Origin of the sequence: Lentzea sp. DG1S-22, assembly GCF_036321065.1 — a bacterium.
GTDB lineage: Bacteria > Actinomycetota > Actinomycetes > Mycobacteriales > Pseudonocardiaceae > Lentzea > Lentzea jiangxiensis.
Genome location: NZ_CP143276.1, coordinates 953,126 through 970,316, shown reverse-complemented (window position 1 = coordinate 970,316; position 17,191 = coordinate 953,126). Strand labels below are relative to the sequence as shown.

Below are 17,191 nucleotides of genomic sequence, written 5' to 3'. Positions count from 1 at the left end.
AGCCGACCTCCCTTGACGGACGCATCGCGAGGTGCGCCCATCCAGCGCGCAGACGGGGGCGGGACGTCGCTCAAGCACCTCCCGTGCGGCTCGCATCGCGTGACGAAAGCGCGTCGTCCAGGTCGGGGCGGAAGGTGAAGAGGGCGTCCAGGCCGATCATCCCGAGAACCCTGAGCGTCTGACGCGGAACGCCGACGAGGACGACTTCGGCGCGGGCGGCGGCCGCGTGGTTGCGGGCCGCGATGAACGCCGAGATGCCGCTCGAGTCGCAGAAGCGCATCCCTGACACGTCCAGGACGAGCAACTGCCCCTCGTGCAGCACGAGCTCGCGGATCTCCGCGAGCACTCCGGGCGCTGTGTGCGCGTCGACGTCCCCCTTGAGGTCGAGGACCACACCGGCCGTGACAGGACGAACGGACATCGAGAAGGCATCGTCGCTCATGTTCGGGCACCGTCCTGTGAAGGCACGCTCATCGCCAGCAGCGCGGTGTCGTCCTCGACACCGTCACCGAGGCTTTCCAACAGCCGGCTCACGGCGTCGATCACGACCGGCGCGGTCGCCGGCACCAGACCGCTGAGGTCGTCCCGCAGGTCTTCCTCGCTGTACCAGCGGTCCGCGCCGGTCCGCGCCTCGGTCAGGCCGTCGGTGTAGAGCAGGATCGCGTCACCGGGCCCCAGCCGGACCTCGTCGACGACGAACCGCGCCTCCTCCAGCGCTCCGACCAGCTGTCCGCCGCGCAGGTGCAGCAACGACGAGGTCCCGTCGGCGCGGAGCACCAGAGCCGGCGTGTGGCCTCCACCGGCCACGGTCATCACGGCGCCGTCACCGTCGGGGCGCAGGTTGCCGTAGATGACCGTGCAGAAGCGCGGGTACTCGCCCTGGTGGGCTTGGTAGAGCACGGTGTTGAGGTGGCCGAGCACGCTCGCGGGGTCCGGGTCGTAGACCGCCGCCGCCCGCAGCGTGTACCGGATCAGGGAGGTCACCACGGCCGCGTTCTCCCCCTTGCCGGACACGTCGCCGAGGAAGAACCCCCAGGTGTTGCCGGGCACCGGGAACAGGTCGTAGAAGTCGCCGCCGACCTGGTCGAGCGACGCGGGGTGGTAGTAGGCGGCGACCTCCATGCCGGGCACGACCGGCAGTGCGGGGGGCAACAGGGTCTGCTGCAGCGTCCTGGCCAGCCGCTGCGCCCGATCGCGTTCGCGTTCGGCCTCTTCGCGCGCACGCAGCAGCTCCTGCTCGTACGCCCGCCTGTCGTGCGCGTCGAACACCGTCGTCCGGATCGAGTGCGGCCGGCCGTCCGCGCCGGTCTTGACGGTCGAGGTCAGCAGCACCGGCAACCGCGTGCCGTCCGCGGTCTTCAACTCCAGTGCGACACCGCCGAGGTCGCCCTGCATCTGCAACAGCGGCGCGAAGTGCGTCTCGTAGTAGATCCGGCCGCCGACGGTGAGCAGGTCCGAGAAGCTCCTGCGCCCCACCAGCGCGTCCCGCTCGTAGCCGAGCCAGCGCAGCAGGGTCGCGTTGATCTTCGCGATCGTGCCGTCGAGCGAGGTCGACAGATACCCGCACGGCGCGTTGTCGTACAGGTCCTCGACGTTCTCCTGCGGTAGCCCCGAGAACGGGGATCCCGTCCCACCACCGGGCCACTCGCCCGCCGCCCGCATCAATGAGCACCGACGAACGCCGTGATCGCCTCGGCGGTCGGCCCTGGGTCGCTGAGCTGCGGGCAGTGACCCACCGCGTCCAGCGTCACGAGCCGACTGCCCCGCACCTGCTCGTGGACGAACTGACCGACCTCACGCGGCGCGATGGCGTCACGCGCGCACTGGACCACCAGCGTGGGCACCGAGATCTCGGTCAGGTCGGCGCGGTTGTCGGACAGGAACGTGGTCCGGGCGAACGTCCGCGCGATGACGGGATCGGTGCGGCAGAAGCTGTTCGTCAGCTCCTCACTCAGCTCCGGGCGCCCGGGGTTGCCCATGATCACCGGCGCCATGGCCGCCGACCACCCGAGGTAGTTCGACTCCAGCGCGTCGAGCAGCTCATCGATGTCCGCGCGGCTGAACCCACCCCGGTAGTCACCATCGTCCACATAGCACGGTGACGGCGTCAGCAGCACCAGCTTCGCGAACCACCGCGGCTCGCGGTTCGCCGCGAGCACCGCGATCATCGCGCTGACCGAGTGCCCGACCAGCACCACGTCGCGCAGGTCCAGTTCGCGGCAGATCCTCAGCACGTCGTCGGCGTACCCCTCGAGCGAGCCGTAACGCTCGGCCGTCCACGCCGACAGGTCCGACCGGCCGGCACCGACGTGGTCGAACAACACCACCCGGTGTCTCTCCGCGAGCAGGGGAACCACCAGGCGCCACAGGTTCTGGTCACAGCCGAACCCGTGCGCGAGCAGAACGGTCGGTCCCGTCTCGTTGCCGGTCACGACCACGTTGTTCCTGCCGATGACGTCCACCCGGCGATCCTGCCACCTCCGGCGCCGAATGCCACGGCGCCGGTCCCGGGGCACGGCGTGCCCGGATGCCGGTCACGGTCACAGTCGGTGTCCGCGGTGCTGGTCACCCGAGCCCGCGCCCACTCCGGGTCGTTCTCCAGGTGCTGCGGGCAGGTCGCCGGCGAGGGCGGCGCGGACGAGCGCGACATTGCCGGTCGCGGGCTCACCACCGGGCAGGACGAGGGTGTCCTCCAGGCCGATGCGGGTGTCCAGGCCGCGGGCGAGCGCGATGCGCAGGACCACCCACGCGGCGTCCTTCTCGCCGTGCAGCAGCACGGGACGGTCGAAGCCGGCGAGGTCTTGCAGCGCCGTCTCCACGGCCGCGGGCGCGGTCTCCGGGTCGGTGTCGGTGATCTCGGCGAGCACGCGCACAACGCGGTGCGCGTGCGGCCAGTCGAGGAACCGCTTGGTGCCCCCGGTGCCGGAGAACAGCCCGGCCTCGATGCCGACGCCCTTGTCCAGCAGGGCTTCCGCGATGAGCTCGGCGCCGTCCTCGTGCCAGTTCACCGAGGCGTGGTCGGGCAGCACGGTCCACGACCTGATGAGCGCGGCCCTGCGCCGCGGTGACGGGTCGATCCAGTCGCCCGTCGTCACGCCGACCGCGACACCCGGCACGGCGGCGCGCACGGCCTCGACCGCGGCGCCGACGTGCTCGGGTGACAGCGTGTCCTGTTCGCGGGGGTCCTTCGGGTGGAGGTGGACGTCCTGCGCCCCCGCCGCCACCGCGGCGCGTGCGGCCTCAGCCAGCTCGGCGGGGGTGAACGGCAGATGGGCGGACGCGGAGCGGGGCAAGGCCCCGTTGAGGCACACCTGGAGCACGGCCCGATGCTGGCACAGGAACGCGCGGCGCGCAGAGCTGATCCACTCGGGCGAACCGCGCGGGTTCGTCGTCGGGCAGCGGCACGTCCTGGTGGTCGAGGGCGGCTAACAGGCACCGCCCGACGTCGCGGGCCAGGTCGGGCACGGCGGTCCCTGCCACGACTCGATCGCGGCCCGGTCCTCGCCGCTCGCCGCCGTCAGCCCGGTGATCGGGGCGTCCACACAGGACAGAGCGGTTCACGGCACGTCGTCCACGCCCGCCAGCGGGCGGCTGACCGCGGCCGGGGCGAACAGGTCGGTGCGGTACTCGGCCACGCACCCGTGACCTACCCGCACTTCGTCCGCGAGAATTGCCGAGTTCGTCGCACGGCAGTGCGTGGGCGCCGTCGACTTCGAGCTGAACCGCAGGAAGGACTTCCATGGGGATCTCGCTGAACTCCGCCGACGTTCTCCCCCGAGACGCGGCGGACGCCGCCCTTGTCGCACGGGTCTTCGACCCGTCCGTGGGCGGTCCCTCGGTCGTGGCGATCCGCGGCGACGAGGTCGTCGACCTGTCTCACGTGACACCGACCGTGTCGTCACTGCTCGAACGGCCGGACCCGCTGGAGATCGTCAAGAACCACCAGGGCGGCACGTCGTGGCCGTTCGAGGAGGTCCTGGCCGCCACCACGAACCCGACCGGCGCTGTTCCCCGGTTCCTGGCACCGGTCGACCTGCAGGTGCTCAAGGCCGCCGGCGTGACCTTCGTCCGCAGCATGCTCGAGCGGGTCATCGAGGAGCGCGCCGACGGCGATCCCGCGCGAGCCGAGGAAGTGCGCGAGAAGGTGGGCGCGATCGTCCAGGGCCACCTCTCGAACCTGGAACCGGGGTCCGCCGAGGCCGCGGAGGTGAAGAAGGTCCTGCAGGCCGAGGGCCTGTGGTCGCAGTACCTCGAGGTCGGCATCGGCCCGGACCCCGAGATCTTCACCAAGGCCCCGGTGCTCTCGGCGGTGGGACCGGGAGCCGACATCGGTGTTCTCGCCCGCTCGGCCTGGAACAACCCCGAACCCGAGCTCGTCCTGGTGGTGAACTCGCGCGGGACCCCGGTCGGCGCGACGCTCGGCGACGACGTCAACCTGCGCGACTTCGAGGGCCGCAGCGCTCTGCTGCTCACCGAGGCGAAGGACAACAACGCCTCCTGCGCCATCGGGCCGTTCCTGCGGCTGTTCGACGACGGGTTCACCCTGGCGGACGCCAAAGCCACCGAGATCGCCCTGGACATCACCGGCCCCGACGGCTTCGAGCTGCACGGCGTGAACCCCGTGTCCGAGATCAGCCGGGAACTCGAGGACCTCGTGTCGCACGCGTTCGGCGCCCACCACCGCTACCCCGACGGCTTCGCGCTGTTCACCGGCACGATGTTCGCCCCGACCGAGGACCGGGACCGGCCCGGCGAGGGGTTCACCCACAAGGTCGGGGACGTCGTCCGCATCTCCTCGCCCCGCCTGGGCGCGTTGACGAACGTCGTGAACACGGCCGAGGACGCCGAAGACTGGACGTTCGGCATCACCGCGATGATGGAGAACCTCGCTGCCCGGGGTCTGCTGGGCCCACGGACCTCATGATCGGGTTCGAGGTCCGGTTCTCCCCTCCCGGACAGCTCGCGGGTCAGAGCCAGTCGGCCTCGATCCCACGGGCACGCAACGCCTCCAGGGCCTGCTCGTCGCCCGTGTAGAACAGCGTCATCGACTTCAGGTTGGGGAAGTGCCGCACGTCGGCGAACTCGTGGACGTCGAACAGCCCGTCCTCGCCGTCCCAGTTCGGCGCGATCTCGAGGTAGATCTCGTTGCCGCCGTCCATCTCGATCTCGGTGATCTTCTCCGCGAGCTCGCCGGGCACCTCGAGCGCCTCGAAGTAGGCCAGGGCCTCGGGCACCGCCTCGACGCTGCCGTCGTCGTAGGTGAAGCCCTTCTCGGCGGCGTACTCGCGCAGGTCGAACTTCGGCAGGAGTTCCTGGTTGTACATCAGCTCCTGCACGACGGCGAGCTTGAAGTTGGCGTCGGTGAACGGGATCGGCCGGCTCATGGCCGCACCGTACCGGCGCGGGACGAGTCGGCACGCGACGGGCTGAAGCCGGGCGGGGTGGGCCGGGTGTGCGGCGCCGGGACCCGGCGCCGCACACCCTGTTCGTGAAGCCTATTTCTCCCTCAGCAGGTAGACGTTGCCGTTGCCGTCCGCGTCGCTGTTGAAGATCAGATCCGCGTCGTTGATGAACGAGGCGTGCGGGTGCACCGCCTCCGTGTTCGAGGTGCTGCGGTGCTTGAACATCTTCACGGTGTCGACCCTGTTCGTTCCCGGTTTGATGTAGTAGAAGTAGATGAAGGGCGCCGAGCCGTCCCTCCCGTCCCCCTGGATGATCGTCCGCGCCGGGTTCATGGCGAAGTGGTTGCCGTACTCCCGGATGTCGTAGCTGAGGAACTCGCGTTTGCGGATGTTGTAGTCACGACCGCTCCGGGGCGTCACCCTGTTCCCGCTGCGCGAATGCGGCGTCCCTGCCGTTGGACAGCCAGAACGGGTGCCCGCCGTGGTCGCCGGAATCGGTCAGCACCGTCCTGTTCCCGCCGGTGATGTCGACCAGGCCGATCTGGTCCTCGCGAGAACAGGTGGTAGAGCAACGTGTCCCCGTGCACCGGGTTGATCAGCACGTGGTCGACTTTCCCGTCGATCTTCTTGACCGTTTCCATCCCGCCCGTTCTCACGTCGATGACGACGAGTGAGGAACGGTCTTCGTCCTCGTCGTGCAGCGACGCGGCGATCGTCCCTCCGTCCGAGGCCAGAGAGGGAATTCCCTTGATGCCGTACCTGTCCGGCACGGTGCGGATCTTCTTCTCGCGGTACGGGGCCCGCAGGCTGACGCTGGTGAACGTCCGGTCCTCGACGTAGAACGCCTCCTCGGTCGCCGGCGAGACGTTGGCGTGCTCGCCGTCGATGTCGTCGGAGTCCGTGATCTGCACGAACTTCCCGTTGTCTAGCGACATGAGGTAGAGGTTCTCGTGCCCGTCCCGTTCCGACATGAGCACGACGGAATGCAGCGAGGGGACGTAGGGGTTCACGTCGAGTTACGACTTGTCGTCGAGCGCTTTGGAGGTGGTGAGCTGAACCACCTCGTAATCGGGGTCCAGAGCGGGAAGCATTTTCCACTCCGCTCCACTCCACTCCGCTCCGAATCGCGCACCCTTTCCCGAATCAGCCAAGAACCCTTCCACAAGAGCACCGGAAGAAAACCCCAGCACGGCCACGGACACCATAAATGCCACTGTTGACTTCACGAAAGAAGACCTTCCAGGCTGAAACGCGAGAGACAGGCCGATTTCGACTACAGGAACCCCCACCACGCTCCACAACGGATTCAACCTCACCCTTTCGAGTGGAACGAAAAGGGGGTTCGTCCCGCGGTCGACATCCCGAGTTGTCGCCGTTTTCGCACCTATTCCTGGCGATAGAGGAAATTCTTCTCCGACTTCGTCCTCGCGAAATGCGACGCTCAGCGGACGTCAGGGCGTGTGCATCCGGTCGACCTTGACCGTGAGCACGACGCGCCGCTGCCCACTGCCGCCGAAACCGGGGTAGGGCCGGCCGAGGTACTTCTGGGACAGCTCGTCGATGTGCTCGCGGGCGCCGGCCTCGGTGACGTCCACGACGCTGCCGCGCAGGGCCCAGTACCGGGAGGGCGCCGCGGGGTCGGCGATGCCGAGGGCGACCCGCGGATCACGCCGCACGTTGCGGGTCTTGCGGTGGGTGTCGACGGTGTTGATGAGCACGTGCACGCCGTCCGTGCCCGCCCAGGTCTGGGAGATCTGCGGCGATCCGTCCGGCATGAGCGTGGTCACGAAGCAGATCGCCCTGTCGTTGAGGACGCCGATCAGATCGTCGGGCAGAGCCGTCATGTGCCGGCCTCACTTCGCCTGGTCGTTGTAGAGGTGGTCGATGACCGTCTCGTCCGGCCGGTCGCCGGAGAGGTCGGCGTGACGCAGGCCCGCGAGGGCGATCCTCAGGGCGCGGCGCCACAGCTGCGGGGAGTTCTGGCGGGAGGCGTCCATGACGCTGCCCACCATCACGTGCACCGCGGCGAAGTCGGCGGGCGTCGCCCCGGCCGGCAGCCGGCCCGCCCGGACGGCGCGGTCGACGAGACCGGCGACGAGCGGGGTCATCCGGTCGTGCGCCCGTTGCACCAGTTCGGTGGCCTGGCTTCGGCTTCGCAGCAGCTCCCCCAGCCCCCTGCTGCGCGCCTCGACCTCCAGCTGACGTTCGAGGAACCAGGTGAGCCCGGCCCACGCGTCGTCGTACCGGGAGGCCTGCTCGGCGAGGTCGGTCACCATGTCGACGTGCTCGCTGAACAGGGCGTTCAGCAGGTCCTGCCGCTGCGGGAACCGGCGGTACATCGTGCCCATCCCGGTACCGGCGGCACGGGCGATCTCCTCGTACGAGACGTCAAGCCCTTGCGAGGCCATGAGCTCGTACGCGGTGCGCAACAACAACTGGCGGTTGCGCTCGGCGTCCCGGCGCAGAGGAGGAGCTTCGGTCACCTATCTGACCCTAGACAAGCGGAAGAGAAATTCCAAGTTGAAGAGTTCTTCCACTTCTGCCTACGATCGTGCCGTCCAGTTCCCCCCAGCCTTGGAGCACCCGTGCCCTTCGCACCCACCGACGCGGTCGAACCGTTCCCGATCGCCGTGCCCGAAGCTGCTCTGCAGGACCTGCGACGCCGTCTGGGCGACACGCGCTGGCCGGACCGGGAAACCGTCCAGGACGGCAGCCAGGGGCCGGGGCTGGACCGCCTCCGCGCCCTGTGCGAGCACTGGGCCACCGGCTACGACTGGCGGCGCACCGAGCGGGACATCAACGGCCTCGGCTCGTCCCGCACCGCGATCGACGGCGTCGACATCCACTTCCTGCACGTCAGGTCGCCCGAGCCCGATGCCGTGCCGCTGCTGCTCTGCCACGGCTGGCCCGGCTCGGTCCTGGAGTTCCGCCGCCTCGTGGGACCGCTGACCGATCCGGTCGCGCACGGCGGCGACGCCCGCGACGCGTTCCACGTGGTGGTCCCCTCGATGCCGGGCTTCGGCTTCTCCGGCAAGCCCACCACCACGGGGTGGAACACCTCGCGCATCGCCGATGCGTGGATCACCCTCATGCGGCGCCTGGGCTACGGCACCTGGTTCGCGCAGGGTGGCGACTGGGGCGCGGCCGTCGTCGAGCAGATCACCCGCAAGGCGCCGGAGCGGTGCCTCGGCGCGCACTTCAACCTGCCCCTGGTGTTCCCGACCGCTCAGGAGATCGCCGAGGCCACCGACGAAGAGCAGCGGATGGTCGCCCGCGCCCAGCACTACCAGAGCCGCCAGAGCGCGTACGCCCAGGAACAGGCGACCCGGCCGCAGACGATCGGTTACTCGCTCGCGGACTCACCGGCCGGGCTCGCCGCCTGGATCTACACGCTCTTCGAGGACGTCACCGACAGCGGCGGCAACCCCGAGGACGTCATCGACCGCGACGAGATCCTCGACGACGTGATGCTCTACTGGCTGCCCAACGCCGCGACGTCCTCCGCACGGCTGTACTGGGAGGAGGGCTGGGGCGGCGCGATGGCCGGCTCCCCGCCGCCGAACCCCGTTCCCGCCGGTTTCAGCATCTTCCCGGGCGAGGCCGTGCAGGCGTCCCGGCGCTGGGTCGAGCGGCGCTACGAGACGGTGCTGCACCACGCCCGGCTCGAGCGGGGCGGCCACTTCGCCGCGCTCGAGCAACCGGAGGTCCTCACCGGCGAGATCCGCAAGACCTTCCGGTCACTGCGAGCCCCACGAGTTCAGTCCACATAGGACGGGTCGGCCGACTGCGGCGGAATCAGCAGGTGACCTTGACGGTCGCGTTCGCCTGGAACGACACGTGCACGTGGTCCATGTGGTTGGCCGTGGGACTTCCCCTGTCCTCCATCACCGACCAGCCGCTGCCGTCGTTGTAGCGCTGGCGCCAGATCACGTAGGTGACGCCGAAGGCCTTGCGGTTGGCCAGCACGTACTCGGCCACCTGGTTGCCGGTGGCCGTGTCGACCATGAAGTCCAGCGCCAGACCGGTGGGGTGGTCACCGCCGCCGGCCCTGCCTGCGGCGCCACCGATGTCCTCGACGCCGAACTTGCCCCCGACGTGGTGGCCCACCTGGGCCACGTGCGGCTTCACGCCGTTCAGCGTGGTCGGGCAGGGCGGCGGAGGGGGCGGGGGCGGCGGAGGGGGCGGCGCGGTCGTCTCCGGCGTCGTCGTGGTCACCGGAGGCGGCGTGGTGGTCACCGGAGCCGGCGACGACGACGCGGTGGTCGACGTGACAGGTGACTGGCTCTGGCTCACGGAGGTCGACGGCGCCGTCAGCAGGGCGGCGGCTCCGGTGGGGTCGACCGGCTGGTCGGAGTCGCGGACGACCCAGAAGGTCGCGACGAGGCCCGCGGTGAGGGTGGCGGCGACCGCGATGGGCAGCTTCCGGTTGGGTGTGCCTTGCGTTCTATGTCGGCCCGGCAATTCAGAACACCTTGCGTTGGGGACAGGGCATGCTCACACGGCCCGCCACGTTACGAAATGAACACGAGAACGTCACGGATGAGTGTTGATCGTCACATAGCCGCTGGTGAGCGCCCTGCTACAGCAGGTGACGACAGACCGGCGCCGCAGGCCGTCCGTCGAGGTCACGGCCCCGGCAGGCGGTGTGAGCGATCGTGATCGTCCCGGATGTCCGATCTGTGCTCACCGCGCACGCAGAGCAGGATCGAGAAGGGAAGTCCCTCGATCGGGTGGAGGTGGCGGGCCGTGCGCGGTGACGACTGGGTGTTCGGCTTCGGGTCCAACTCGTGGGAGGACGTCGTCGGGAAGCTGTTCGGCGGGCTGGGCGGGCCGCCGTCCGCGACCAGGCGCACGGACCACTACGGTCGCGATCTCACCGCGGCGGCGCGCGACGGCCTGCTCGACCCGGTGATCGGCCGGGACGACGTCGTCGACGAGGTGCTCGAGGTGCTGTCGCGGCGCACCAAGAACAACCCCGTCCTCATCGGTGACCCGGGAGTCGGCAAGACCGCCATCGTCGAGGGCATCGCGGCGCGGATCGCCGGTGGCGACGTGCCCGCCACGCTCCGGGACCGCCGGCTGATCTCCCTCGACCTCGCGGGCATGGTGGCCGGGGCGAAGTACCGGGGCGAGTTCGAGGAACGGCTCGAGGGCGTGATCGAGGAGGTGGCCGCGTCCAACCGGATGGTGGTCCTGTTCATCGACGAGCTGCACACGGTCGTGGGCGCCGGCAGTGCCGAAGACTCGCCGATGGACGCCGCGAACATGCTCAAACCGGTGCTCACGAGCGGACGGCTGCAGGTGATCGGGGCCACCACGGCCGAGGAGTACCGCCGCCACATCGCGAAGGACGCCGCGTTCGAACGGCGGTTCCAGCCGGTCCTCGTCGCCGAACCGTCGCCCGGCGAGGCGATCGCCATCCTCCGCGGCCTGCGCGCCCGCTACGAGGCGCACCACGGGGTGCGGATCACCGACGAGGCGATCGTGGCGGCCGTCGAGCTGTCGGCCCGCTACGTCACCGACCGGTTCCTGCCCGACAAGGCGGTCGACCTGGTGGACCGCGCGGGCGCGCGCGTCCGGTTGCGGGAGAAGGCCCCGATGCCCCCGGACCCGGCGGAGCTCGAACAGCGCGTGCACCGCCTGGAGCGGGAGAGGGACACCGCACCGGCCGAGGAGGTGCCGTTCCTGGACGACGAGCTCCGCCGCGCCGCGGTCGCACTGGAAGCCGCCCGCGCCGCGCTGGCCGACGCGCCCGAGGTCGGGTCCAACGACGTCGCCGAAGTCGTCTCGCGCAGCACGGGCATCCCGGTCGCCCAGCTCACCGAGGCCGAACGGCACCGGTTGCTGCACCTGGAGGACCTGCTGCACCAGCGGATCGTCGGGCAGGAGGAGGCGGTCGAGGCGGTGGCCGACGCGGTCCGCCAGGGGCGGGCCGGTCTCAAGCACCCGCAGCGGCCCGTCGGCTCGTTCCTGTTCCTCGGCCCGACCGGCGTGGGCAAGACGGAGGTCGCACGGGCGCTGGCGGAGGCGCTCTTCGGGTCCCAGGACCGGCTGATCCGGTTCGACATGAGCGAGTTCGGCCAGCAGCACGCGGTGTCCCGGCTGATCGGCGCACCACCGGGCTACGTGGGCTACGAGGACGCGGGTCAGCTCACCGAAGCGGTCCGGCGCGCGCCGTACTCGGTCCTGCTGCTCGACGAGATCGAGAAGGCGCACCCGGACGTCTTCAACACCCTGCTGCAGGTGCTGGACGCGGGCAGGCTCACCGACGGTCAGGGGCGCACCGCCGGCTTCGCCAACACCGTGATCATCATGACCAGCAACATCGGCGCCGACCAGCTGCTCACCGCGGGCGCCTCGGGGGTCGAGGTCGACCAGGTGCGCGGGCCGCTGATGGCCGCGGTCCGCCGGTGCTTCCGGCCGGAGTTCCTCAACCGCCTGGACGAGATCATCCTGTTCCGCGGCCTCGACTCCGGCCAGCTGCGCCAGATCACCGCGCTGCTGCTCGAGCGCACCCGCCGCCGGCTGCGCGAGCAGGGCATCACGCTGGAGGTGGACGACCAGGCCGTCGACTGGCTCGCGGCCCGCGGCTACGCGCCGGAGTACGGTGCCCGGCCGCTGCGCCGCACGATCGCCAAGGAGCTCGACCGCCGGTTGTCCCGCGCGCTGCTCGCGGGCGAGCTGCGCGCCGGGCACCACGTCCTCGTGACCGTCGTCGACGCCGACCTCGCGCTGACGGTCACCGATCCCGCGGACTGATCGCTCACCCGGTCAAGGCGCACGGCTTCGAGCCGGGCCGGCACGTGCCACGGCGTGCCGGCCGCTCGTCGCGGTCCTCGGCGGCGGTGCGCCGGGTGGTGAACTTGACGCGATCCCCGGTCGTCACGCCCAGGCGCGTCGCATCGGGGACGCTGATCCGCAGGCGCCCACGCGACTCCCGGCTGCCGTCATCCGCCGGGCTCGCGGTCACGGCACCCTGATGACGACCTTGCCGACCACACCTCCGCATTGGTGGTGCGCGAACGCCTCTCGCGCGTCGCCGAACTCGTGGACGCTGTCCACACCGGGCGGAGGCGGTCACCGTGCCGCACGCCCCGCACCAGCCGCTGGTGGTCTACACCGTGGAACCCGGCTCCCCCACCGCGCACGTCCTGCCGCTCCTGGCTTCCTGGACCGCGTCCGTCGGCTGAGCCTCTTCAGACGCTGATCAGACCACCCTGGCCGTCGTGGGCGGTCGCGTCCTCGTCGTCGAACCAGTGGCCGTCCGGGCCGAGGTAGCGGAACCGCAGGGTGGTGCCCCGCGGCACGACGACCGCCGCGGTGCGCTTGCCGTTGGAGCGGGGGCGGAGCTCGGTCGTTCCCGGCGTCCAGTCGTTGAAGTCGCCCACCACGCTGACGGGCCCGGGCGGCTCGTGCCGGGGCAACGCCCACGTCACTCGCACTTGCTGGTCCTTCGCAGGCACGATCCGGATCATCGAGTCGTCATCCCTTCGCGTTCCTCGGTCGCCGTGCCGTGGCAGCCTGCCGACGAACGCCACCGCTGACGAGCCGACGCGCCGTGAGATGCCCCGGATCGGGTGGTTTTCGCCGCGAGAGGTTTACCGCCCGGCCGGCCGCTTCAGGCGACCTCCTCCAGCTCCCTGGTGTCGGCGGCCTGCCTGCGGCGGCGCAGCACGACGACCGCGCCGATCACGACGGCGATGGCCAGCAGCACCCACATCGCCCCGTTGAAGACCGACTCGATGTACTTCGCCGAAGCGCCCGCGGCCGAGCCGATGCCGATGTGCAGCGCCGACCAGCACACCGCGCCCGCAATGGAGGCGGGCAGGAACCGGCGGTACTCCATTCCGGACGCACCCGCCGACGCGGGGACCAGCGTCCGCACCACGGGCATGAACCGCGCGGCGAACACCGCCCAGGCGCCGCGGGTGCGCAGCAGCTCCGCCGCCTTGTCCCAGTGCTGCCGCCCGACCTTCCGGACCAGCCTGCTGTCCCGCAGCCGGTCGCCGAACCGGCGGCCGAGGTGGTAGCCGATGCTGTCGCCCGCGATCGCGCACACCGAGACCACGAGCCACATGACCAGGAACCGGGGCACGCTCGTCACCGTCGTCGAGGCCAGCAGCAGAGCGCTCTCACCCGGCGCCAGGAAACCCACGCCGAGCGTGCACTCCGCCAGCGTCAACGCACCCGTCACCGCGAGCACGGCGGGCTGCGGCAGACCGGCCAGCCCTTCGAGGGCGTCGGTCAGGAAGGACATGGACTCTCCCCAGTCGGCAAAGCGCAAGTTCGTCTCGACGGCGCACCGATGCCCCCGGCATCACGCCTCTTCTGGCAGACAGTTGACCGGAACGGGCTCAGCTCGCACATCGGCCCGTGGTCTGACTTGCCTGTCCTTCTCGAGGACTACGGGGAACACCCTACTGGTGCCCCCACCCCCGGTTTTTCCTGCCAGGTGGGGAAAGCAGCGCACGCCGGCGAAAACGCGGCGGCTGCCCTCAGCCACCGGTTCCGAGGTGGAGCACGCACCACCCGTCCAACCGGTGATCACCCCGGTCGCGGTCCGGTGGAACGCGGCAATGTCGGCGGCATCGGTTTGATCCGCCCTCCCGTGGCTACTACACCGTTACCCACAACCACAGGAGGTAGCGATGGCAACCGGTGAGACCGGGTTCGACGACGTCACCTACGACCTGATCTCCGTCCAGTACCACGCTCTCAAGGCGGGGCACGACTACGGCCAGTACGTCCGCGACGCGGAGAACGCCGGCCGCCAGGACATCGCCGACTTCTTCCGCAGCGTCATGGAGGAGGACTCCGCGCGCGCCAAGCAGTGCCACACGTTCATCGCGGAGCTGTCGGGGTCGAGTGAATCGGGACCCGCGGTCAGCTGACGCATCGGTCAGATCGCGCCACGGCCGTCCGTGCCCGCAACAGGGCGTGGACGGCCTTGGCGCGTCCGGGACCCGAACCTCGCGCGTCAAACCTGGCAGACCGGGCACCACCAGGTCTCGCGGCCGTGCGAGGTGCGTTCGGCCGGACGGAACGCGATCGGTGTGCCGCAACGCAGGCACGGGCGTCGTGCCCTCCCGTACACCCAATGGCGGGGTCTCGGCATGCCGGTCGTGTTCTGCGCCGGGTTCGCGCGGACCGCGTGCTCCAACCGCCGCCGGGCGTCGGTGAGCACCACCTCGAGGTCGCCGACGGTGCCGGCGGCCCGCCAGGGGCTGACGCCGTGCAGGAAGAGCAGTTCCTGGGCCCACATGTTGCCCAGACCCGCCACCCGGCGCTGGTCCAGCAACGCCGCGACGATCGTCTCGTCGCCCGCGGCCGCGACCCGCTTCGCCGCGACGATGACGCTGTCGATGCCCGTGGTGTCCGCGCCGAGCAGGTCCGGGCCGAGGTGTCCCACCACTGTGTGCTCGTCACGCGTCCTCAGCACGGTCAGCACCGGCAGCGCGACCCCGACCAGGGTGCGGCCGTCGTCCAGGCGCAACGCCATCCGCAGGTCGGGCACGACCCGTGCGGGCAACCGCTTGTGCGGGCGGAGCACCGACCACGTGCCGGTCATCCTGAGGTGGGAGTGCACCGTGAGGCCGGCGTCGGTGCGACACAACAGGTGCTTGCCCCGCGCACGCCATTCGAGGATGTGTTGTCCCGCCAGGTCGACGGTGGCGAAACGGGGATGCCGGACGTCACTGTGGACGATCAGCGAGCCCGCGGTGGCGGTGTCGAGGTGGGCCGCGATCCGCGCCACGCTGTCGCCCTCGGCCATCGTCCCATCATCGTCCACACCGGTCGGCGCGGCAGAGCACGCCCGGCCTGTCGATCAGTGCGATGCTGGTGCGATGGCTGAGCCGGAGCACACGCCGGACGGGCGCTTCGTGATCATCAACGGGCGGCGGTGGCGGGCGACCGACCCCGAGATCCCGCCCGAGACCTCCGCGCGGTTGCGCAGCTTGCTGATGGCGGCTCGCCGGGACGTCGGCGCCGCCCTCCGCGCTGAGAACGCCGAGGCGGAGCATGAGGCTCGGGCACGGGTCCAGCTCGCGAAGGTGGCTCTCGGTGAGCGCGGCACGCCGTGGTGGGAGCAGACGGCGAGCCAGCGGCGGCAGCGGTGGCAGGAGGGCCTGGAGGCGCTGGACCGGCGCGACGCCTGAGGAACCCGCGTGACGACCGGCTTCACTCCCAGGGGTTGCTGCCGGACGCGGTGACGGGGGCCGTGTCGGTGACGGCGTGGGCGGTGGTGGCGGCGACCGTGGTGAGGGCCGCTGCGGCGAGGGTGACGGCGGCGATCTTGGTGATGAGGGTGCGGATCATTCAGGGCTCCTCGGGAATGTTTTCCGGTGATGGGACGAACGTTATGAGGCCCGCTGATCTCCGGACTATCGCGCGGTTTATCCCGGCGCTATCGCGGCGGTGATGGCGTTATCAGACAGGCCCTGAACTGCGAAGAAGCCGGGAGGAACCGCTGTTTTGCGGCCGGGATATCCGCGGGGATGGCAGCGTGATAGCGGCGGCGCACACGATTGGCCCGACAAAATCACCCTGCGTGAAAGAGGATGCCGAGATGGCCGTTCCGCCCGCCTTGGACCCCGGACTCCCGCCCTTCGCCCAGCTGCTGCGCAGGCATCGCAGCCGGGTCGGGTTGACGCAGCGGGAGCTGGCCGACCTGTCGACGGTGAGCGTGCGGGCCATCCGGGACCTGGAGCAGGGGCGGGCGTTGCGGCCGCGGCCGGACACGGTGCGGCTGATCGCCGAAGGGCTGCGGCTGGGCAGCCGTGCCCGGCACGACCTGGAGGTGGCCGCGGACCCGGACCGGCGCACCGAGGTCGACGCGGCGGCCGCTGTGCCGCCCACCTCGCTGACCGTGCAGGTGGGGCGGGAACTGGAGACCGGTGGGCTGGCCGCCGAGCTGGCGGACGGGTGCCGGCTCGCGACCGTCGTCGGGTTGCCCGGCGTGGGGAAGACGCGGTTCGCGGCGGCGGTGGCCGGGGTGCTGCACGCCCGGATGCCGGTGCTGTGGGCGGGGGCGGACGGTACGCCGTTGCGGGACCCGCGGCTGGCCGGGCTGGTGATGGCGTGGTCGTCGGCGGTGCGCGCGGGTGGGCGGGTCGACGACGACCTGGCCGAGGTGATCGGTGCCCGTTCCGCACTGGTGGTGCTCGACGGGGTCGACGGGCCGGTGTGCGGCGAGAGCGTGCTGCGGCTGCTCGCCGACTGCCCCGGTGTGCGGGTGCTGATCACCGCGCCGACGCCGTGCGGGCTCGCCGGGGAACGCGTGTTCCTCTTGTCCGGCTTGGAGTCCGACGACGCGGCCCGGCTGCTGCTCGCCGACCACCCCGGTGCGGCGGACCCGGTGGAGGTCGGCCGCCTGTGCCGTGCCCTCGACGGACTGCCCGCCGCGCTCGCCGCCGTCGGCTCGTGGCTGGCGGTCTACCCGTTGCAGGAACTGGCCGCCACCGACCCCGCCTGCCTGATCGACGACACCCTCCTGCGCTCCCTGGCCGGCGCCGCCGAGCCCTACCGCCGGGTGCTGCAGGAGTTGCCGCCGCGCTTCGGGCCGTCGGCGGACACCGGTCGTCTGCTGCGCGACCTCCTGCAACGCGGTCTGGTGCGACCCGTGGAGACGGAGACAGGGCGCAGTTTCACCGTCTCTCCCCTGGTCCGCTCGGTGCTGGCGGCCACGCCGCCGACGCCCTGACCGGTCGGCGGGCGGCCACGGGGTGTGTTCCCGCACGCCCCCGGCCTGCCTGCGCGACTGCCGAGGACACCGCCCACCTCGTGGTGGA

General features: G+C 70.7%; 22 protein-coding genes. 6 read left to right on the top strand and 16 right to left on the bottom strand.

What is annotated here, in order from left to right; translation table 11 throughout:
- Positions 1-70 precede the first annotated feature (70 nt).
- From V1227_RS04435 to V1227_RS04420, 4 genes are all read right to left on the bottom strand, one after another.
- Entirely contained in the window at positions 71-442 is a 372-nt protein-coding gene (locus tag V1227_RS04435) for an STAS domain-containing protein (protein WP_329791171.1), read from the bottom strand.
- Positions 439-1,662 carry a SpoIIE family protein phosphatase gene (locus V1227_RS04430; protein ID WP_329791170.1) on the bottom strand — a complete coding sequence of 408 codons (1,224 nt, stop codon included), beginning with the start codon at positions 1,660-1,662 and terminating at the stop codon, positions 439-441. The genes V1227_RS04435 and V1227_RS04430 overlap by 4 nt, the downstream gene beginning before the upstream one ends.
- Entirely contained in the window at positions 1,662-2,462 is an 801-nt protein-coding gene (locus V1227_RS04425) for an alpha/beta fold hydrolase (RefSeq protein WP_329791169.1), read from the bottom strand. Before V1227_RS04425 ends, V1227_RS04430 begins: the two co-directional genes overlap by 1 nt.
- Positions 2,463-2,540: 78 nt before the next feature.
- Positions 2,541-3,320 (bottom strand): 3-keto-5-aminohexanoate cleavage protein, encoded by a 780-nt coding sequence (locus V1227_RS04420; RefSeq protein ID WP_329791168.1) that lies wholly within the window; start codon positions 3,318-3,320, stop codon positions 2,541-2,543.
- Positions 3,321-3,739: 419 nt separating this feature from the next.
- On the opposite strand from V1227_RS04420, the gene V1227_RS04415 reads away from it, so the two are divergent.
- Positions 3,740-4,924, top strand: coding sequence for a fumarylacetoacetate hydrolase family protein (locus V1227_RS04415; protein ID WP_329791167.1), 1,185 nt, complete (start codon positions 3,740-3,742; stop codon positions 4,922-4,924).
- Positions 4,925-4,967: 43 nt separating this feature from the next.
- Here the strand turns inward: V1227_RS04415 and V1227_RS04410 are convergent, their stop codons facing one another.
- From V1227_RS04410 to V1227_RS04385, 6 genes are all read right to left on the bottom strand, one after another.
- Positions 4,968-5,384 (bottom strand): DUF6892 domain-containing protein, encoded by a 417-nt coding sequence (locus V1227_RS04410; RefSeq protein ID WP_329791166.1) that lies wholly within the window; start codon positions 5,382-5,384, stop codon positions 4,968-4,970.
- 111 nt (positions 5,385-5,495) lie between these two features.
- Complete coding sequence (locus V1227_RS04405; RefSeq protein WP_329791165.1) at positions 5,496-5,822, bottom strand: hypothetical protein; 327 nt, start codon at positions 5,820-5,822, stop codon at positions 5,496-5,498.
- Positions 5,819-6,373, bottom strand: a complete 555-nt coding sequence (locus V1227_RS04400) for a hypothetical protein (RefSeq protein ID WP_329791164.1) — start codon at positions 6,371-6,373, stop codon at positions 5,819-5,821. Before V1227_RS04400 ends, V1227_RS04405 begins: the two co-directional genes overlap by 4 nt.
- 45 nt (positions 6,374-6,418) lie before the next feature.
- A complete protein-coding gene (locus V1227_RS04395) occupies positions 6,419-6,628 on the bottom strand; it encodes a hypothetical protein (protein WP_329791163.1) in 210 nt (69 codons plus the stop codon).
- Between the two features lie 225 nt (positions 6,629-6,853).
- A complete protein-coding gene (locus tag V1227_RS04390) occupies positions 6,854-7,246 on the bottom strand; it encodes a TIGR03618 family F420-dependent PPOX class oxidoreductase (RefSeq protein WP_329791162.1) in 393 nt (130 codons plus the stop codon).
- A 9-nt stretch (positions 7,247-7,255) separates the two neighbouring features.
- Positions 7,256-7,885: a TetR/AcrR family transcriptional regulator gene (locus tag V1227_RS04385; protein ID WP_329791161.1), complete on the bottom strand. Its 630-nt coding sequence runs from the start codon at positions 7,883-7,885 to the stop codon at positions 7,256-7,258.
- Between the two features lie 102 nt (positions 7,886-7,987).
- On the opposite strand from V1227_RS04385, the gene V1227_RS04380 reads away from it, so the two are divergent.
- The gene (locus V1227_RS04380) at positions 7,988-9,172 is read left to right on the top strand and encodes an epoxide hydrolase family protein (RefSeq protein WP_329791160.1); all 1,185 of its coding nucleotides are present in this window, start codon (positions 7,988-7,990) and stop codon (positions 9,170-9,172) included.
- Between the two features lie 25 nt (positions 9,173-9,197).
- On the opposite strand, the gene V1227_RS04375 is transcribed toward V1227_RS04380, so the two are convergent.
- Entirely contained in the window at positions 9,198-9,863 is a 666-nt protein-coding gene (locus V1227_RS04375) for a hypothetical protein (protein ID WP_329791159.1), read from the bottom strand.
- Between the two features lie 285 nt (positions 9,864-10,148).
- On the opposite strand from V1227_RS04375, the gene V1227_RS04370 reads away from it, so the two are divergent.
- Positions 10,149-12,161 carry an ATP-dependent Clp protease ATP-binding subunit gene (locus V1227_RS04370; RefSeq protein ID WP_329791158.1) on the top strand — a complete coding sequence of 671 codons (2,013 nt, stop codon included), beginning with the start codon at positions 10,149-10,151 and terminating at the stop codon, positions 12,159-12,161.
- Between the two features lie 4 nt (positions 12,162-12,165).
- Here the strand turns inward: V1227_RS04370 and V1227_RS04365 are convergent, their stop codons facing one another.
- The 3 genes from V1227_RS04365 to V1227_RS04355 all read right to left on the bottom strand — a co-directional run bounded on the left by V1227_RS04365 (position 12,166) and on the right by V1227_RS04355 (position 13,659).
- Positions 12,166-12,372 carry a hypothetical protein gene (locus V1227_RS04365; RefSeq protein WP_329791157.1) on the bottom strand — a complete coding sequence of 69 codons (207 nt, stop codon included), beginning with the start codon at positions 12,370-12,372 and terminating at the stop codon, positions 12,166-12,168.
- Between the two features lie 226 nt (positions 12,373-12,598).
- Entirely contained in the window at positions 12,599-12,844 is a 246-nt protein-coding gene (locus tag V1227_RS04360; protein ID WP_374237228.1) for an isoamylase, read from the bottom strand.
- Between the two features lie 176 nt (positions 12,845-13,020).
- Positions 13,021-13,659 carry a DedA family protein gene (locus V1227_RS04355; protein ID WP_329791156.1) on the bottom strand — a complete coding sequence of 213 codons (639 nt, stop codon included), beginning with the start codon at positions 13,657-13,659 and terminating at the stop codon, positions 13,021-13,023.
- Between the two features lie 391 nt (positions 13,660-14,050).
- Here V1227_RS04355 and V1227_RS04350 point away from each other — a divergent pair, with 391 nt between their 5' ends.
- On the top strand, positions 14,051-14,293 hold the full coding sequence (locus V1227_RS04350) for an acyl carrier protein (RefSeq protein ID WP_329791155.1): 243 nt from the start codon (positions 14,051-14,053) through the stop codon (positions 14,291-14,293).
- Positions 14,294-14,379: 86 nt separating this feature from the next.
- On the opposite strand, the gene V1227_RS04345 is transcribed toward V1227_RS04350, so the two are convergent.
- Positions 14,380-15,174 (bottom strand): DNA-formamidopyrimidine glycosylase family protein, encoded by a 795-nt coding sequence (locus tag V1227_RS04345; RefSeq protein WP_329791154.1) that lies wholly within the window; start codon positions 15,172-15,174, stop codon positions 14,380-14,382.
- Between the two features lie 73 nt (positions 15,175-15,247).
- Between V1227_RS04345 and V1227_RS04340 the strand changes: the two genes are divergently transcribed.
- The gene (locus tag V1227_RS04340) at positions 15,248-15,559 is read left to right on the top strand and encodes a hypothetical protein (protein WP_329791153.1); all 312 of its coding nucleotides are present in this window, start codon (positions 15,248-15,250) and stop codon (positions 15,557-15,559) included.
- A gap of 22 nt (positions 15,560-15,581) precedes the next feature.
- On the opposite strand, the gene V1227_RS04335 is transcribed toward V1227_RS04340, so the two are convergent.
- Positions 15,582-15,719: a hypothetical protein gene (locus tag V1227_RS04335; protein WP_329791152.1), complete on the bottom strand. Its 138-nt coding sequence runs from the start codon at positions 15,717-15,719 to the stop codon at positions 15,582-15,584.
- Positions 15,720-15,951: 232 nt separating this feature from the next.
- Between V1227_RS04335 and V1227_RS04330 the strand changes: the two genes are divergently transcribed.
- Positions 15,952-17,103 carry a helix-turn-helix domain-containing protein gene (locus V1227_RS04330; protein ID WP_329791151.1) on the top strand — a complete coding sequence of 384 codons (1,152 nt, stop codon included), beginning with the start codon at positions 15,952-15,954 and terminating at the stop codon, positions 17,101-17,103.
- Positions 17,104-17,191 lie beyond the last annotated feature (88 nt).

Excerpts from the sequence above, each read along its gene's own strand:
- V1227_RS04345 (WP_329791154.1), bottom strand. The coding sequence starts at position 15,174 with ATGGCCGAGGGCGACAGCGTGGCGCGGATCGCGGCCCACCTCGACACC.
- V1227_RS04410 (WP_329791166.1), bottom strand. The coding sequence starts at position 5,384 with ATGAGCCGGCCGATCCCGTTCACCGACGCCAACTTCAAGCTCGCCGTC.
- V1227_RS04350 (WP_329791155.1), top strand. The coding sequence starts at position 14,051 with ATGGCAACCGGTGAGACCGGGTTCGACGACGTCACCTACGACCTGATC.
- V1227_RS04430 (WP_329791170.1), bottom strand. The coding sequence starts at position 1,662 with ATGCGGGCGGCGGGCGAGTGGCCCGGTGGTGGGACGGGATCCCCGTTC.
- V1227_RS04400 (WP_329791164.1), bottom strand. The coding sequence starts at position 6,373 with ATGTCGGAACGGGACGGGCACGAGAACCTCTACCTCATGTCGCTAGAC.
- V1227_RS04435 (WP_329791171.1), bottom strand. The coding sequence starts at position 442 with ATGAGCGACGATGCCTTCTCGATGTCCGTTCGTCCTGTCACGGCCGGT.
- V1227_RS04415 (WP_329791167.1), top strand. The coding sequence starts at position 3,740 with ATGGGGATCTCGCTGAACTCCGCCGACGTTCTCCCCCGAGACGCGGCG.
- V1227_RS04355 (WP_329791156.1), bottom strand. The coding sequence starts at position 13,659 with ATGTCCTTCCTGACCGACGCCCTCGAAGGGCTGGCCGGTCTGCCGCAG.
- V1227_RS04340 (WP_329791153.1), top strand. The coding sequence starts at position 15,248 with ATGGCTGAGCCGGAGCACACGCCGGACGGGCGCTTCGTGATCATCAAC.
- V1227_RS04335 (WP_329791152.1), bottom strand. The coding sequence starts at position 15,719 with ATGATCCGCACCCTCATCACCAAGATCGCCGCCGTCACCCTCGCCGCA.
- V1227_RS04390 (WP_329791162.1), bottom strand. The coding sequence starts at position 7,246 with ATGACGGCTCTGCCCGACGATCTGATCGGCGTCCTCAACGACAGGGCG.